Below are 14,512 nucleotides of genomic sequence, written 5' to 3' on the forward strand. Positions count from 1 at the left end.
GTCCCAGTTAGCGCTTCAGCGCTTACTGGGACCCCATGCTTCGCGGTCGATCCGAGTTGGCGCTTCAGCGCTTACTCCGATCCCATGCTTCGCGGTCGGCCTCGGTCAGCGCTTCAGCGCTTACTCGGACCCCAAGTTCCTCGATCGGCCCATCCAGCGCGTCGCCACGTGCCGAAGCGCTTGCGCCGAAACCGTCTGCGGAATCCACGTTCCGCTTGCGGCGCACCATCGGTGCACGCAGGCCGACCATCCGGGTACGCATCATCATACAAGCGCCACGTGCGATATGCGACCGCGAACAAAATCCCCTTGCTTTTAAGCGCCCGCCTGCAATGATGGAAATGGAGCACGCACGCGCCGTGTTCCGCATTGCAACATGCATGCGACGCGACATGCATCCGTTCGGGAGACGCATCATGGTTCGGACGGAACTGAGAGTCGTGCTGGCGGCCATCGCCACATTCATCATGCTGGGCGGCATTGCCGTGGCGATCCACGGGTTGCTGTTCGATTTGACCGATGCGGTGCGATACGGGGCGGCCGCGATTGCGGTGGGCGTCACGACGGCCGCGGTCGCGCTCAACGTCTGGCCGACCGATCCGCACTGACGCCCGTTTCCGAAAGGGTGCCGGATGTCGCGCTGATCAGACGAAATGCGCGTCGGAACGACGCACACCGGAATATTTGTCTCCTGCGCGAAACCGTCTAAAGTGGAAGTCAACCGGCATGCATTGTCCGCGCCAACACCCCGTGGACGGTGCCTCCGCTGGCGAGCCCGTGTCCATTTCGTCCGGCCGGTAGGGGACGACGGACGCGGTCATTCGTTTTCTACCGGTTGAGGCGGCTTCCATGCAGATCCATTTCACGAACGAGAAGCCCGAGTATTCGGGGCGCGACCTGATGCTTGCGTTCACGGCGATGGTCAATGGCGAGCGCGTCCAATGTCAGATCACCGCCGAGGCGCTGGAAGATCACTTCGGCGCGGCATCGCCGCGTTTCGAGGACATGGTCGGCGCATTCGACCAGCACCGCGATCGCATCGAGGCGGCCGCACGGCGCCTGCTGTCGGAAACGCGCGCGCAATGCGTGACGCTGCGCAGCGGTTACGTGCGCTTCTACGAGGCCAACTGGCGCTGACGAAACGACACTCGACTTGCGGCGCGCGTCGCGGACGATGCGCACGCGGAGACGTTGCCGTCCATGCAATGCCGTTCGGCGGAACCGGGCGGCATTTTCGTATGCGGGCCGCGCCGGCTGCTCGTGCGTCGGCATGATCGAACGCGCCGGTTCGTGAGGATCGCGTAAGAAATCACGCGGCAATAAAAAACGCCACCCGAGGGTGGCGTTTTTCGTCGTGCGGCGTGCCGCCGCGCTTCGATCACTCGCTGCCGAGATAGAAGAAGCGGAACAGGAACACGGCCGCGATGACCCACACGATCGGCTTGACCGTGCGGGCCTGGCCCGTCAGCAGCTTGAGGCCGCCGTACGAGATGAAGCCGAACGCGACACCGTTCGCGATCGAGTACGTGAACGGCATCAGCAGCGCGGTCAGCGCGGCCGGCACGGCTTCCGTTGCGTCGTCCCACGGCACCTCGACCATCTCGCGCAGCATCAGGCACGACACGTACAGCAGCGCGGGCGCGGTTGCGTATGCCGGCACGACGCCGGCGAGCGGCGCGATGAACAGGCACGCGAGGAACAGCACGGCGACGGTCAGCGCGGTCATGCCCGTGCGGCCGCCGGCCTGCACGCCCGATGCGCTTTCGATATACGCGGTGGTCGACGACGTGCCGAGCACCGAGCCCGCGACGATCGCCGTGCTGTCGGCGAGCAGCGCCTTGTTCAGGCGGTTCATCTTGCCTTCGACGAGCAGGCCCGCGCGGTTCGCGACGCCCATCAGCGTGCCCGTCGCGTCGAACAGCTCGACGAGGAAGAACACGAGGATCACGTTGATGATGCCGGTCGACAGCGCGGCGCGGATGTCGAGCTTGAACAGCGTCGCGTCGATCGACGGCGGCGCGGAGAACACGCCGTGGAACTGGTTGTCGCCGAAGAAGAACGACAGGATCGTGACGCCGATGATGCCGATCAGGATCGCACCGCGCACGCGCAGGTGGTCGAGCGTGACGATCGTGAAGAAGCCGACGATCGCGAGGATCGTGTCGTGCTTGTGCAGGTCGCCGAGCGTGACGAGCGTGGCCGGGTTGCCGACGATCACGCCGGACGTCTTCAGCGAGATGATGCCGAGGAACAGGCCGATACCCGCGGTGATGGATATCCGCAGCGATTTCGGAATGCCGTTGACGATCGCCTCGCGCACGCGGAACAGCGTGACGAGCAGGAACAGGCAGCCCGAGATGAACACGGCGCCGAGCGCGGCCTGCCACGTGAAGCCCATCCCCTTGACCACCGTGTACGCGAAATACGCGTTCAGGCCCATGCCGGGCGCGCAGGCGATCGGGTAGTTCGCGTACAGCCCCATGATGATCGACGCCAGCGCCGCGACGAGGCAGGTCGCGACGAACACGGATTCCTTCGGCATGCCGGCGTCGCCGAGGATCGCGGGGTTGACGAAGATGATGTAGGCCATCGTCAGGAACGTGGTGACGCCCGCGAGTATTTCAGTGCGGAAGTCGGTGCCGGCTTCAGCGAAGCCGAAATACCGCTTGATGGATTCCATGAAGGCGTTTCTCCGGTCGGGTTGTCGTGTTGCTTGTTGTGCCGAATTGTTGTAAAGGCAGCGCGCGGCCGGCTAACTGTAACCAGCCACTATTGCCCGGCTATCGGCGGATTGTAATAGCGCGGATAGCTCGGACGATATAGTTGGGGGCATGATCGGCTGCCTGCGCGCGAACGGTCTGGCAGCCCGGCCGCGCGGCGAAGGCGCGCATTTTACCGGTTCGGACGGAACGAGCCGTCGGAAACGGTAGAAACGGCGGGAAGGGGACCAGGAAGAAAGGGTGAAGCAGGCCGATGCGTGCGCAACGGCGCGCCGGCCGCATCGTGCGTGGCGGGCGATGACATCGGACTGAAACGGAGCGCCCGCATGCTGCACGAACGCGGTGCAGGAATCGCGTGCGGGCGAATGCGCATGCGTGGCCGGTGCGGATGCACGGCGCCGTGCAGCGGCCATTCGTCAGTCCAGGCGGTTTCAGATATCGGGCTATCGTGCGCCGAAGCCGTCCCGTCCGCAACTGTCATATCGCGATGCGGGGGTGACTGTGGTTTCTGTGTAAAAGATTGCAAGACCCCATCGCGTAAACCGGCAAGTCTTTCTAGGATAGATACACCGCGCATGCACACGCCGGCCGGTAATTGCCGACGCGGGGGAGTCGCAGTCCGTGCAGGCCAGGCGGTGAATGGCGGTCAAGGCCGTTGCGCGTTCGGGCAGGCACGGCCGATTGCGATTGCCCGATGCGGGTTCGTCCGTAATCACGGAGGTCAGCATGTTGAACTGGATCAGCCGTTGGGCGATGCGACACGCCCCCACGCCGGAAAAAACCGCTGCGTCAATGCTCGTGACGGCGCGCATGGAACTGTTCTCAGCCGAACAGCGCGTCATCGATGCGAAATTACAGGCGGATTACTGGCGCACACGTGTGTCATTCCTCGAAGAGGTGCAGAAGCAGGGCATCGATCCGTGGGTGACCTCGCAGGCTTCGCAACGACCCGAGCTCGATTCAACTCCCCGAAGCACGGGCCCGCGTCTCGCCGCCAGCACCTGATGCACCTGCTGTATCCGATGGCTGCGCACGGCGCGCGATCGCTCGCGGCACGCACCGGCGTGCCGCGTCATTCGATGCGCACCTGCGGCGCGTTGCGCCGCGGGTGCGTCCGTTTCCGGTCACGACCGTTCCGCGTCTCGCGTGCGTGACGGCGCGTCGCTTTTCCACGTGCTTATCCACTTCTTCGCCATACCCCGACGAGCCAACGTTGCACTTGCGCGAGCGTGCGTCTGAACCGCTCGCCACGCCGCACGTAGGCGGTCGTGATCGACGCTTCGGCCGGTCCGTCGCCATCGGTGCCGAGCCAGATGCGGTCGCCGCGTGCGATGCGCAGCACGTCGCCGGGCCGCACCCAGTAATCGTCGACGCTCGGCGGACGCGTGATCCACAGCGCCGCGTCGTGCGCGCGAATCTCCGCGTCTTGCGGCGCGCGCCAGGTCATCGTCGTGCGCGGTGCGACCGCGAAACGGATCACGACAGTCGGTAACGCGATCGTGCCGGCGCGGCGCCGATCGGGACGGTCAAACAACGAGCTTGCCTGGTCCATCGTCTTCTCCATTGATTGAGCCGGAGGACGGATGGCGCGCACCAGAACAAAAAGGCCTCATCCGTTTCCGGTGAGGCCTTGTGTGACATGCGGTACTGCTCGGATGCTAACGCACAAGCGCCTCCCGTGACCCATTCTTTCGAATGTTCACCGGGCAATGATTCGCGATGGCGATGAGCTTGTACGTAGGCATGCGAACGAGTTTGTCGCCGCGGTGCGGCGTTGTCAATGACAATTTTCGAGATATGTGCGGAGAGTCGTTCGTCATGCGCGACTTCGACATCGTCCGCGCAGCATGCCGCGCATCCATTCAAGCGCACGCTGATGCCACGCGTCGCGCTTCATCGCGTACGCGGTCGTGATCGACGCCTCGGCCGGGCGGTCGTCGTCGGTGCTCATCCAGATGCGATCGCCGCGCCGCACGCGCAGCACGTCGCCGGTGCGTATCCAGTAATCGTCGACGCTGCCGATGCGCGTGATCCACAGCGTCGCGTCGTGCACGCGGATCTCGGCGTCGCGCTGCGCGCGCCACGTCAGTACCTTGCTCGGCGCGACCGTGAAATGCATCGTGACGCGCGGCAACGCGATCGAGTCGGTGCGACATCGATCGGGGCAAACGATCAGGCGGCTTGCTTGGTCCATCGTCATCTCCATCCGTTGAGCCGGGCAGGATGACGCGCACCAGAACAAAAAGGCCTCATCCGTTTCCGGTGAGGCCTTGTGACATGCGTGTCTGAATCTCGATGCTAACGCACAAGCGCCCCCGGTGATCGCCCCGCATGGGCGTTCACTGGTGTTTTATGCGCGATGGCGACGGGCTTGAGCATAGGCATGCGAACGAGTGTGTCGTGGCAGCGCTACGATGTCAACGGCAATTTCGAGATACGTGGCGGTTACGCGTCGCGCTGCGCGAGCCCGTTGACGAGCAGTTCGGACAGCAGGCCCGTCATCCCGTCCGGATGCGTTGCCGCGCGCGCCTTCAGCTGTTCGACGAGCTCGGCGTTGAGCTTGCATGCGAACGGCACGAGCCCCTGTTCCTGGTCGAGCTTGCGCTGCGCACGGCGGTCGAGCTTTGCCGCGTCCTCGGCACCCTTGCCGAAACGGGCGGCGCCCGACTGCTTCATCGCTTGCGTCAGCTTGAGCGCCTTGTTCTTTTCGAGATCGGTTTTCTTCATGGCCATCGCGGCACCTCCGGGAAATGAAGCCGCGATTGTACGCATTTCGGCGGGCGCCGCCCGCCGCGCCCCCAAGAAACCCGGTTACGCCCCCTTCGCCGTGCCCCAGTTGCCGCCGTGCGCGGCCGCCTGTGCGGCCGGCGAGCGCGCGAGGTAGGCGAGCGCCTGTTCGGTCGAGCCCTCGTGGTGCGGCGTATAGCTCGGCTTGTAATAACGCAGCGCCGCGCCGATCACCTTCCAGAACGACGGCAGGTGCCCGCGCCGCGAACCCTGCCACCACGCGCGCACGAAGCCCGGATAACGGCCGGCCGCCGGGTCGCGCTGGTACATGAACTTCGCGCCCGTCGTGATGTAGTAGAGCAGCAGCAGGATCACGAACGTCATGTGCACGCAGCGTTCCGCATAGTTGCCGCCCAGGTGCCGGTAGATGTCGAACGCGACGGTGCGGTGCTCGACTTCCTCGGCGCCGTGCCAGCGCAGCAGGTCGACCATCGTCGGGTCGGCTTTCCCTTCGTCGAGCCCGTGCGCGTTGAGCACCCAGTTGCCGAGATAACCGAAAAAATGCTCGAGCGACGCGATCACCGCGAGCTGCTGCCGCAGCCAGAAACGCGTGTGGCCGATCTTCAGCCCGAGCGGCTGTTCGCCGAGCACGCGCGTGAACAGCCGGTTGAGCTTCTGCGTGAACGGCTTCGTGTCGATCCCGTGCCGGTCGTAGTAGTGCTTGAGCACGCCGCCGTGCGAACGCGAATGCACGGCTTCCTGCCGCAGGAAGCCTTCGGCCTCGTCGCGCAGGCGTGCATCGGTGATCAGCGGCAGCGCCTTGTTGTACACGCGGCAGAACCACAGCTCGCCTTCCGGGAACAGCAGGTTCAGCGTGTTGATGATGTGCGTGCTGCCCGGGTCGTTCGGCACCCAGGTGATCGGCGTGTCGCTGAAGTCGAACTTCACGTGCCGGGCCTTGATCTTGTGGTAGTCGGCGGTTGCGGTCATCTGTGTCTCCCTGTGCGGCGTCGTGCGCCGTCAATGCGATGCCATGCTGACGCGGGCAATCATCCGGCCGAGCCACGGCATGAAACGGCCGACGAAGCGCATCGCGTGCGCTTCGCCGCCGACCGCGACGACGGGGCGGTTGCGCAGCACGCCGTCGACCATCGCCTGCGCGACGGTTTCGGGCTTCAGGCCACGCATCTGGTACAGCTTCGTCGCGCGCTTGCGCAGCCGCGCTTCGTCCTGCGCATTGGCGCCCGCGTATTGCGTCGACGCCATGATTCCGGTCTCCGCGAAGCCGGGGCACACGGCCGTCACGCCGATCCCTTGCTCCGCGAGTTCCGCGCGCATGCATTCGCTGAGCATCAGCACGGCGGCCTTGGTCGTCGCATAGGCCGGCAGGTCGCGTGAAGGCCCGAACGCGGCGGCCGACGCGGTGTTGACGATGTGGCCGCCGCTGCCGCGCGCGGCCATCTGCTGCGCGAACAGCCGCGAGCCGTGGATCACGCCCCACAGGTTCACGTGCAGGATGCGCTCCCAGTGCCGTGTGCTCGTGTCGAGGATGCCGCCGGCCATGCCGATGCCCGCGTTGTTGATCACGACGTCCGCGCCGCCGAGTTCGTTGCCGACCCACGCCGCGAGCGCTTCCATCTCGTCGGCGGCGCCGACGTCGACGCGTTTCGCGTGGGCTTGCGCGCCGGTCAGCCCGATCAGCAGCGCGGTGCGCTCGGCGCTCGCGAGATCGATGTCGCACGCGACGATCGTCGCGCCTTCGCGTGCGAACGCGAGGGCCGCGCAACGGCCGATGCCGCTGCCCGCGCCGGTGACGACCGCGACCTTGCCGCTGAAGCGCCCGCTCGTCGCGCGGCGGCGCGCGTTCGCGAGCGCGGGCGGTTCGGTGCCCGATTCGACCGCGTCGATCAGTTGTTCGGCGAGGCCCGCGAAGCGCGCGGGATCGGCGAGCGGCAGCCAGTGGCCGGCCGCGACCTCGCGCCGGTAGTACTGCGGCACCCAGCGCGACAGGTTCTCGGACAGCGCGGGGCTCACGTACTTGTCGCCGAGCGGCACGATCGTCTGCACGGGCGCATGCGCGTAGCGTTCGCGCGGCGCGAACAGGCAGCGGATGAAGTTCGCGCGATAGAGGCGCACGCCGCGCGCACCGTCGTCGGCCTGCGTCGGGCGCGGCGCGACGGGCGTCTTCTCGATCCGGCGCAGCAGGCCCGGCCATGCGCGGCCGAGCCACAGCCGCCAGCCGAGCTCGGGGATGAACGGCAGGTGGAACAGGTACACGTACCACGAGCGCACGAGCTGGCCGCCGAGCTTGGCCAGCGACGCGGGCGTCGGGCGCAGCACGCGCTCGCGCAGCCAGAAGCCGACGTGGTCGAGGCAGGGGCCCGAGCACGACGTGTACGACGCGATGCGGCCGGCCAGGCGCGGATCGGTGACGAATTCCCAGCCCTGGATCGAGCCCCAGTCGTGCGCGATCAGGTGCACCGCGCGGCCGGGGCAGAGCGCGTCGATCACCGCGATGAAGTCGTCGGTCAGCTTCGCGAGATGGTAGTCGGCCGTGCGCTTCGGCACGCCGGACAGGCCCGCGCCGCGCACGTCGTATGCGATCACGTAGTGCTTGCGCGCGAGCAGCGGCGCGACCTGCTGCCAGACGCTGCTGTCGTCGGGATAGCCGTGCAAGAGCACGACCGGCGAGCGGGCCGGGTCGCCCCAGGTCCTGACCGCGAGCGTCAGGTCGCCGGAGGCGACCGCCGTCTCGCTATGAACCGATTCGAACAGGGCCAGCGGCGCTTCGTCGGAAAGAGGCTGCATCGTGAGTCCGTCGTTCAGGGATTCGGGAGGAAACGCGCGGGTGCGTCAGGCGGCGGCCGGCACGGTCGCGACGGCCTGCGTGCGCTCGGCCTGGCGGCGCTGCCAGCGGCGCACGTGCGGCAGGTCGTCGTCGAGCCAGTACGCATCGTCGTCGGTGATCACGAGCAGCTCTTCGAATTTCGCGCCGACGCCGGCGAAACCGAGATGCGGCTCGACGGCCCACAGGCCCGGCACGGGCGCATGCTCGGAGCGGCGGTCGATCGACCACAGCGGCGACCAGCCCTGCTGCTTCGCCGCGCGGCCCTGGTCGAGCAGCAGGTTGCGCGTCGCGTTCAGCCCGAAGCGCGCGACGAAGCGCGGCGTCGACAGCTTGTGGATCTTCGCGACGCGATGCGCGAGCACCTTGAACGGATAGGCCTTGTGGCGCGGCTCGACGCCCTGGCGGCGGCACAGCGCATCGACTGCCTGCGCGACCTCGGCCATCGGCCGGCGCTCCTTCACGAGCCGCACGATCATGTCGCGATGGTCCATCAGGTCGTCCTGCAGCTGTTCGAGGATCGGGTTGTCGCCGAGACAGTGCGCGTAGCCGACGTCCGCGACGATGCCGTCGAGCACGGGCGCGACGTCGAGGATCACCGGCATGTCGGTCTCGAGCTGCCGGTTGCTCGGGAAGAACGCGAGATTGAAGCCGCCCATGTGCTTGAGGCCCGAGAAGCCCTCGAACGCGGTGCGGTCGCCGAACCACGCGAACGGCTTGTGCAGCCAGTCGTGCACGCCGTTGTCCTGCAGCCATTCGGTCAGCAGGCGCGCGGCCTCCTTCTCGGTGATGCCGGGGTAGAGCATCGCGCCGACGGTTTCGACACAGCGGTAGGCAAGCTGCTGGACCGCGCGGAATTGCGGCAGCTCGTCGAGGTGGACTTCCGGCAGCGGGTGGTCGGCCATGATGCGTCTCCAATCGGGCGCTGTCCGGAACGCACCCCCGGCGTCGCCGTCGCGGGTTATTCAGTCAGCATTTAATGTGTCATTGAGTGATGTAACGATCATAGCCGGTTCGGCGTGGCACGCCATCCCCCACGGGTGAGGATTTGTCCTAATGCAGGGCCGAAATGGAGGGGAGCCTCTAGGTTTGCGGGGATTGGGGCCGGATGGCCGCGCGCGCGGCCGCGTTGTGGCGACCCGGCATGTCGCGCCGGATCAAGTCCCCGTCGCGTCGCAATGTGACGTTGTCAAATTGACGAAATAATTTCGTCACATCATTCGCCCCCAATTCGAAGCCGCCCCGGCTTCGCGGCGGCGCCGAGCCGCCGGTGCGTCGTACGGGGTGGCGACCGAAGCCGATTCGACATTATTTCCACGGAGAGAGACCATGCAACGCCGCAAGTTCATGAATACCCTTGCCGCGGCGACCGCTGCGACGTCGCTGATGTTCAAGGCCGGCACGGCCGACGCGAAGCGCGCAACCGCGCCGGATGCGCTGGACCCGGGCCGCTGGTCGCCGTTCAACGCCGCGCGCCTGCAGGCGGTGCTCGACCAGCATGGCGTCGCGAGCGCGCGCTACGACGAAAAGCGCCGCCCGTACGCGGTGTTCGACTGGGACAACACGTGCATCATGAACGACTGCGAAGAGGCGTTGCTGATGTACCAGATCAACCATCTGCAGTACAAGCTGACGCCGGACGAATTCGTCGACGTGATGTGGAAGGACGTGCCGAAGGGCGCGTTCATGAAGGACTACACGACGACCGACGGCAAGCCGGTGACGATGGAAAACCTCGCCGCCGACGTCGAATCCGACTATCGCTGGCTGTACGCGAACTACACGGGCTTCGGCGGCAGCAAGAGCCTCGACGAGATTCGCGAGACCGACCAGTTCAAGGATTTCCGCGCGAAGCTGTACTTCATGTACGACGCGATCTGCGACACGCATCCGCTCGAGGTCGGCTACAAGTGGATCATCTACTTCTACAAGAACATGACGACCGCCGAGCTGCAGGCGATGGCGGAAGCGTCGGACAACTACGGCATCGGCGACGCGCTGCGCAAGGTCCGCTACGAAAGCCCGAAGACGCTGCCGGGCAAGGCCGGCGTGGTGGCGGACACGCATTTCCACGGCATCCGCATTCATGAGGAAATCCGCGCGGTGATGCACACGCTGCGCGCGAACGGCATCGACGTGTACGTGAGCACCGCGTCGCTCGACGACGTCGTGCGCGTGTTCGCCGGCAATCCGAACTATGGCTACGGCGTGCCGCCCGAAAACGTGATCGGCCTGCGTCTCGACATGCGCGACGGCAAGTACACGAGCACGTACCCGGCCGGCTGGCATTTCAACTGGGGGCCCGGCAAGACGGTGGGGATCCGCAACGTGCTCGAATCGAAGAAGGGCTATGGCCCGCTGCTGGTGTTCGGCGACAGCGACGGCGACGCGTGGATGCTGCGCGACTTCAAGGACACCGCGGCCGGCGTGATCGTCAACCGGATGAAGAAGGGCGAGATCGGCGCGGACAGCAAGCTCGCGGCCGAGCAGATCGGCAAGTCGGACGCGCGTTTCCTGCTGCAGGGCCGCGACGAGCACACGGGCCTGATGATCCCGGACGAGAAGTCGATCAAGTACGGCAAGACCGAGCGCAAGCTGCTGGCCTGACGTGTGTCGGGCGCCGGGCTGTCGTGGTCTGGCGTCCAGTGGGATAGATGGCGGCGCCGCGCGTCTCAGTGTTCGCGTGGCTTGCCCAACCGATCCAGCAACGCCCCCAGCAGATCGATCGGCAGCGGAAACACGATCGTCGAATTCTTGTCCGCCGCGATCGTCGTCAGCGTCTGCAGGTAGCGCAGCTGCATCGCCTGCGGCTCCTGCGCGAGCTTTTGCGCGGCCTGCAGCAGCTTCTCGGACGCCTGCAGTTCGCCTTCCGCATGGATCACCTTCGCGCGCCGTTCGCGCTCGGCCTCGGCCTGCCGCGCGATCGCGCGCACCATCGTCTCGTTCAGGTCGACGTGCTTGATCTCGACCGTCGACACCTTGATCCCCCACGCGTCGGTCTGCGCGTCGAGCGTCTTCTGGATGTCGGCGTTCAACTGTTCGCGCTCGGCCAGCAGCGCATCGAGCTCGTGCTTGCCGAGCACCGACCGCAGCGTCGTCTGCGACAGCTGGCTCGTCGCGTCGAAGAAGCGCGCGACCTGGATCACGGCCTTCTCCGGATCGACGACGCGGAAATACACGACCGCATTGACCTTCACCGACACGTTGTCGCGCGTAATCACGTCCTGCGGCGGCACGTCGAACACGACGGTGCGCAGGTCGATCCGCACGACCTGCTGGACGATCGGGATGATCAGCACGAGCCCCGGGCCCTTCACTTTCCAGAACCGGCCGAGCATGAACACGACGCCGCGCTCGTACTCGCGGAAGATGCGGATCGACGACGCGACGAGCACCACGACGAAGACGATCAGGACGCTGCTGAAGCCGAAGGTGTAGCCCATCATGTTGATGCTCCCTGGTGTTGTTGTTCTGGCGCGGGCACGTCGTAGAGCGGTGCGACGGTGAGCAGCAGGCCGTGGCGGCCGGTGACGCGCACGCGGCAGCCCGCGGCGAGCGGCACGCTGCTCGCGACGCGCCAGCGCTCGCCGTGCACGCGCGCCCAGCCCGCGGCCGATGGCGCGGGGCCGGCCGCACCGTGCGGCTGGTCGGCGAGCAAACCGTCGTCGAGCACTTCGCCGATGCTGCCGACCATCGCTTCGGCGCCGGTCACGACCGGGCGCCGCCGCGCGCGCAGCGCGACGCTCGACACGCCCGCGACGAGCAGCCCGCCGCCGAGCGCAAGGCTCGCGATCACGGGCCACGGAATGCCGTAGCCGGGCACGTCGTTGTCGATCAGCATCAGCGCGCCGATCGTGAACGACACGATCCCGCCGAAACCGAGCACGCCGAAGGTCGGCAGGAACGCCTCGGCGACGAGGCAGCCGAGACCGAGCAGCACGAGGCCGAGGCCCGCATAGCTGATCGGCAGCAATTGCATCGCGAACAACCCGACCAGCAGGCAGATCGTGCCGACGACGCCCGGCAGCACGAAGCCGGGGTTCGCGAATTCGAAGAACAGCCCGTAGATGCCGATCGTCAGCAGGATCAGCGCGACATTCGGATCGGTGATGATCGACAGGAAGCGGCTGCGCCAGTCGGGTTCGACCACGACGAGCGGCGCATGCGCGGTCGCGAGCCGCAGCGTGCCGGCGGTGGTCGTCGCGCTGTGGCCGTCGAGCTGGCGCGCGAGGTCGGCCGGGTCCAGCGCGATCAGGTCGACGACGTGCTGCGCGCGCGCCTCGTTCGCCGACAGGCTGACGGCTTCGCGCACCGCGCGCTCGGCCCATTCGGCATTGCGCCCGCGCAATTGCGCGAGGCCGCGGATGTACGCGGCGGCGTCCTGGGTCGCCTTGCGGATTTCGGTCGACTGCGTGTCGTTCGGCAGCGCGACCGGCGTGGCGGGCGTAGCGGAAGGGTTCGATGCGCCCGAAGCGCCCGGCGGCCGCGGCGTAGCCGGGTTCGCGCCCGGCGCGCCGCCGCCGCCGATGCCGAACTGCACGGGTGACGCCGCGCCGAGATTGGTGCCGGGCGCCATCGCCGCGAAGTGGCTGGCGTAGACGATGTAGGTGCCCGCGCTGGCGGCCCGGGCACCGCCGGGCGCGACGAACGCGGCGACCGGCACCGTCGAGCCGAGGATGGCCTTGATGATCTGCCGCATCGACGTGTCGAGGCCGCCGGGCGTGTCGAGCTGCAGGATCGCGAGCGGCGCGTGCTCGCGTGCCGCGCGTTCCAGAGAACGAACGATGAAATCGGCACTGGCCGGCCCGATCGCGCCGTTGATGGGGATCACGACGACTGGACGATCAACTGCCGGGGCAGCGGCGGGCGGCGGCGCGGCGACGGCCGCGCATACGACGAGCAGCGCCGCGAACAGCGCGGCGCGTGCGACCCGCGCGGACAGCGGGTGACGGGGGCGACCGCCGGGCGCGGCAAGCGCCGGCGGCGGCTCATGACGGTGAAAGCGCATCGGGGCGTCCGGGCGGCGCGCGGCCGCGCGCCGCCCGGCTCGCGGAAAGGGCGTTGGCCCGATGCTTAAAGATTAGGCGGTTTCGGCGCAAAGCGCGAAACCGGGGCCGTTGGGACCGGGTTCAGACCGAGCCGCCGCCCCGCGCGAGCACCTCGTCGCGATAGTCGGCCGGACTGCGCCCGCTCCATTTGCGAAACGCACGGTAGAACGCGCTCGGCTCCGCGAAACCGGTTGCAGCCGCGACGTCGGCGATCGTGCGCGCGGGGTCGGCCAGCGCCTCGAACGCGAGATCGCGCCGCAGCGTGTCCTTGATCGACTGGTAAGCGTGGCCTTCCTGGTGCAGCTTGCGGCGCAGCGTGGCCTCGGCCACGTGCAGCCGCGCGGCCATCCCGCCCGCGCCCGGCCACGCGGCGGGCGGCATCCCGCGCAGCACCGCGCGCACGCGCTGCGCGAGCGCGTTCGGGTTGCGGTACTTGACGATGAAGCTTGCCGGCGCGCTGCGCAGGAACGTCTTCAGCGTCTTCGTGTTCTGCACGACGGGCAGCGTCGCGAATTCGGGATCGAAATCGACATACGAATCGGGTTCGTTGAAGCGCATGTCGTCGCAGAACATCGACGGGTATTCGTGGTCGGCGGGCGGCGTGTCGCAGCGGAAGCTCGCATGCAGCAGCGGGATGCGCCGCCCGATCAGCCAGCAGGTGAGCCCGTAGACGATGATGAAATAGGTCGCGTACGTGAACATCGCGGGCGTCGCGCCGGTGTTGCGGTGCACGAAGCGCAGCCGCACGCGCTGCGGGTTCGCGTCGAGCTCCGCGTGCAGGTCGTCGAGCACGCAGTGCATGAAATTCACCGCGCGCGCCATCGCGTGCAGCCCGTCGCGCGCGGACAGCGCGGCCTGGCTCATCGCGATGAAGCTGCCGCTGCGCATCGGGTGGCGATCCTGCCCGAAAAACTCGTCGTCGAGCGCGCGCGCGATCGCGTTCCACAGCGCGCCGTATTGCTGCGCGGACACGCGTGCGCGCGGCTGCCCGAGCAGCGCGGGCGCGATGCCGGCCTGCGCGAGCAGCGGCTCCGCCGCGACGCCGCGCCGGGTGGCGAGCGCGACGCTGTAAGCGACGAGGCTGATCGCGATGGTTCCCTTGTCTTCCTGCTTCATCGTGCCGCCGGTGTGGCAAAAACGCTCAGTGTAAATGAGCGACGCGAGCATCGAAC

General features: G+C 67.2%; 15 protein-coding genes. 4 read left to right on the forward strand and 11 right to left on the reverse strand.

What is annotated here, in order from left to right; all coding sequences use genetic code 11:
- Window positions 1-64 precede the first annotated feature (64 nt).
- Window positions 65-268: a hypothetical protein gene (locus tag ACN22W_RS18420; protein WP_419688899.1), complete on the reverse strand. Its 204-nt coding sequence runs from the start codon at window positions 266-268 to the stop codon at window positions 65-67.
- 64 nt (window positions 269-332) lie between these two features.
- On the opposite strand from ACN22W_RS18420, the gene ACN22W_RS18425 reads away from it, so the two are divergent.
- Window positions 333-608, forward strand: coding sequence for a DUF2964 family protein (locus ACN22W_RS18425; protein WP_226800497.1), 276 nt, complete (start codon window positions 333-335; stop codon window positions 606-608).
- A gap of 241 nt (window positions 609-849) precedes the next feature.
- A complete protein-coding gene (locus ACN22W_RS18430) occupies window positions 850-1,137 on the forward strand; it encodes a DUF1488 domain-containing protein (protein WP_048243539.1) in 288 nt (95 codons plus the stop codon).
- A gap of 241 nt (window positions 1,138-1,378) precedes the next feature.
- On the opposite strand, the gene ACN22W_RS18435 is transcribed toward ACN22W_RS18430, so the two are convergent.
- Window positions 1,379-2,680, reverse strand: a complete 1,302-nt coding sequence (locus ACN22W_RS18435) for an NCS2 family permease (RefSeq protein WP_193099967.1) — start codon at window positions 2,678-2,680, stop codon at window positions 1,379-1,381.
- 766 nt (window positions 2,681-3,446) lie between these two features.
- On the opposite strand from ACN22W_RS18435, the gene ACN22W_RS18440 reads away from it, so the two are divergent.
- Complete coding sequence (locus ACN22W_RS18440) at window positions 3,447-3,725, forward strand: hypothetical protein (RefSeq protein ID WP_129515545.1); 279 nt, start codon at window positions 3,447-3,449, stop codon at window positions 3,723-3,725.
- 172 nt (window positions 3,726-3,897) lie between these two features.
- Here the strand turns inward: ACN22W_RS18440 and ACN22W_RS18445 are convergent, their stop codons facing one another.
- From ACN22W_RS18445 to ACN22W_RS18470, 6 genes are all read right to left on the reverse strand, one after another.
- On the reverse strand, window positions 3,898-4,272 hold the full coding sequence (locus ACN22W_RS18445) for a DUF2917 domain-containing protein (RefSeq protein WP_419688900.1): 375 nt from the start codon (window positions 4,270-4,272) through the stop codon (window positions 3,898-3,900).
- A 264-nt stretch (window positions 4,273-4,536) separates the two neighbouring features.
- Window positions 4,537-4,914 (reverse strand): DUF2917 domain-containing protein, encoded by a 378-nt coding sequence (locus ACN22W_RS18450; RefSeq protein ID WP_419688901.1) that lies wholly within the window; start codon window positions 4,912-4,914, stop codon window positions 4,537-4,539.
- A gap of 251 nt (window positions 4,915-5,165) precedes the next feature.
- Window positions 5,166-5,453, reverse strand: coding sequence for a hypothetical protein (locus tag ACN22W_RS18455; protein WP_048243557.1), 288 nt, complete (start codon window positions 5,451-5,453; stop codon window positions 5,166-5,168).
- A 78-nt stretch (window positions 5,454-5,531) separates the two neighbouring features.
- On the reverse strand, window positions 5,532-6,437 hold the full coding sequence (locus ACN22W_RS18460; RefSeq protein ID WP_419688902.1) for a metal-dependent hydrolase: 906 nt from the start codon (window positions 6,435-6,437) through the stop codon (window positions 5,532-5,534).
- Between the two features lie 30 nt (window positions 6,438-6,467).
- A complete protein-coding gene (locus tag ACN22W_RS18465; protein WP_419688903.1) occupies window positions 6,468-8,255 on the reverse strand; it encodes an SDR family oxidoreductase in 1,788 nt (595 codons plus the stop codon).
- A 45-nt stretch (window positions 8,256-8,300) separates the two neighbouring features.
- Window positions 8,301-9,197 carry a M24 family metallopeptidase gene (locus ACN22W_RS18470; protein WP_129515540.1) on the reverse strand — a complete coding sequence of 299 codons (897 nt, stop codon included), beginning with the start codon at window positions 9,195-9,197 and terminating at the stop codon, window positions 8,301-8,303.
- Window positions 9,198-9,621: 424 nt separating this feature from the next.
- Here ACN22W_RS18470 and ACN22W_RS18475 point away from each other — a divergent pair, with 424 nt between their 5' ends.
- Complete coding sequence (locus tag ACN22W_RS18475) at window positions 9,622-10,899, forward strand: haloacid dehalogenase-like hydrolase (RefSeq protein WP_412024014.1); 1,278 nt, start codon at window positions 9,622-9,624, stop codon at window positions 10,897-10,899.
- 65 nt (window positions 10,900-10,964) lie between these two features.
- Here ACN22W_RS18475 and ACN22W_RS18480 read toward each other — a convergent pair whose 3' ends face one another.
- The 3 genes from ACN22W_RS18480 to ACN22W_RS18490 all read right to left on the reverse strand — a co-directional run bounded on the left by ACN22W_RS18480 (window position 10,965) and on the right by ACN22W_RS18490 (window position 14,456).
- On the reverse strand, window positions 10,965-11,738 hold the full coding sequence (locus ACN22W_RS18480; protein WP_048243566.1) for a slipin family protein: 774 nt from the start codon (window positions 11,736-11,738) through the stop codon (window positions 10,965-10,967).
- Window positions 11,735-13,300: an NfeD family protein gene (locus tag ACN22W_RS18485; RefSeq protein ID WP_419688904.1), complete on the reverse strand. Its 1,566-nt coding sequence runs from the start codon at window positions 13,298-13,300 to the stop codon at window positions 11,735-11,737. The genes ACN22W_RS18480 and ACN22W_RS18485 overlap by 4 nt, the downstream gene beginning before the upstream one ends.
- Before the next feature lie 121 nt (window positions 13,301-13,421).
- The gene (locus tag ACN22W_RS18490; RefSeq protein ID WP_419688905.1) at window positions 13,422-14,456 is read right to left on the reverse strand and encodes an AraC family transcriptional regulator; all 1,035 of its coding nucleotides are present in this window, start codon (window positions 14,454-14,456) and stop codon (window positions 13,422-13,424) included.
- Between the last annotated feature and the right edge of the window lie 56 nt (window positions 14,457-14,512).

Origin of the sequence: Burkholderia theae, assembly GCF_048565265.1 — a bacterium.
Classification (GTDB): Bacteria; Pseudomonadota; Gammaproteobacteria; order Burkholderiales; family Burkholderiaceae; genus Burkholderia; species Burkholderia theae.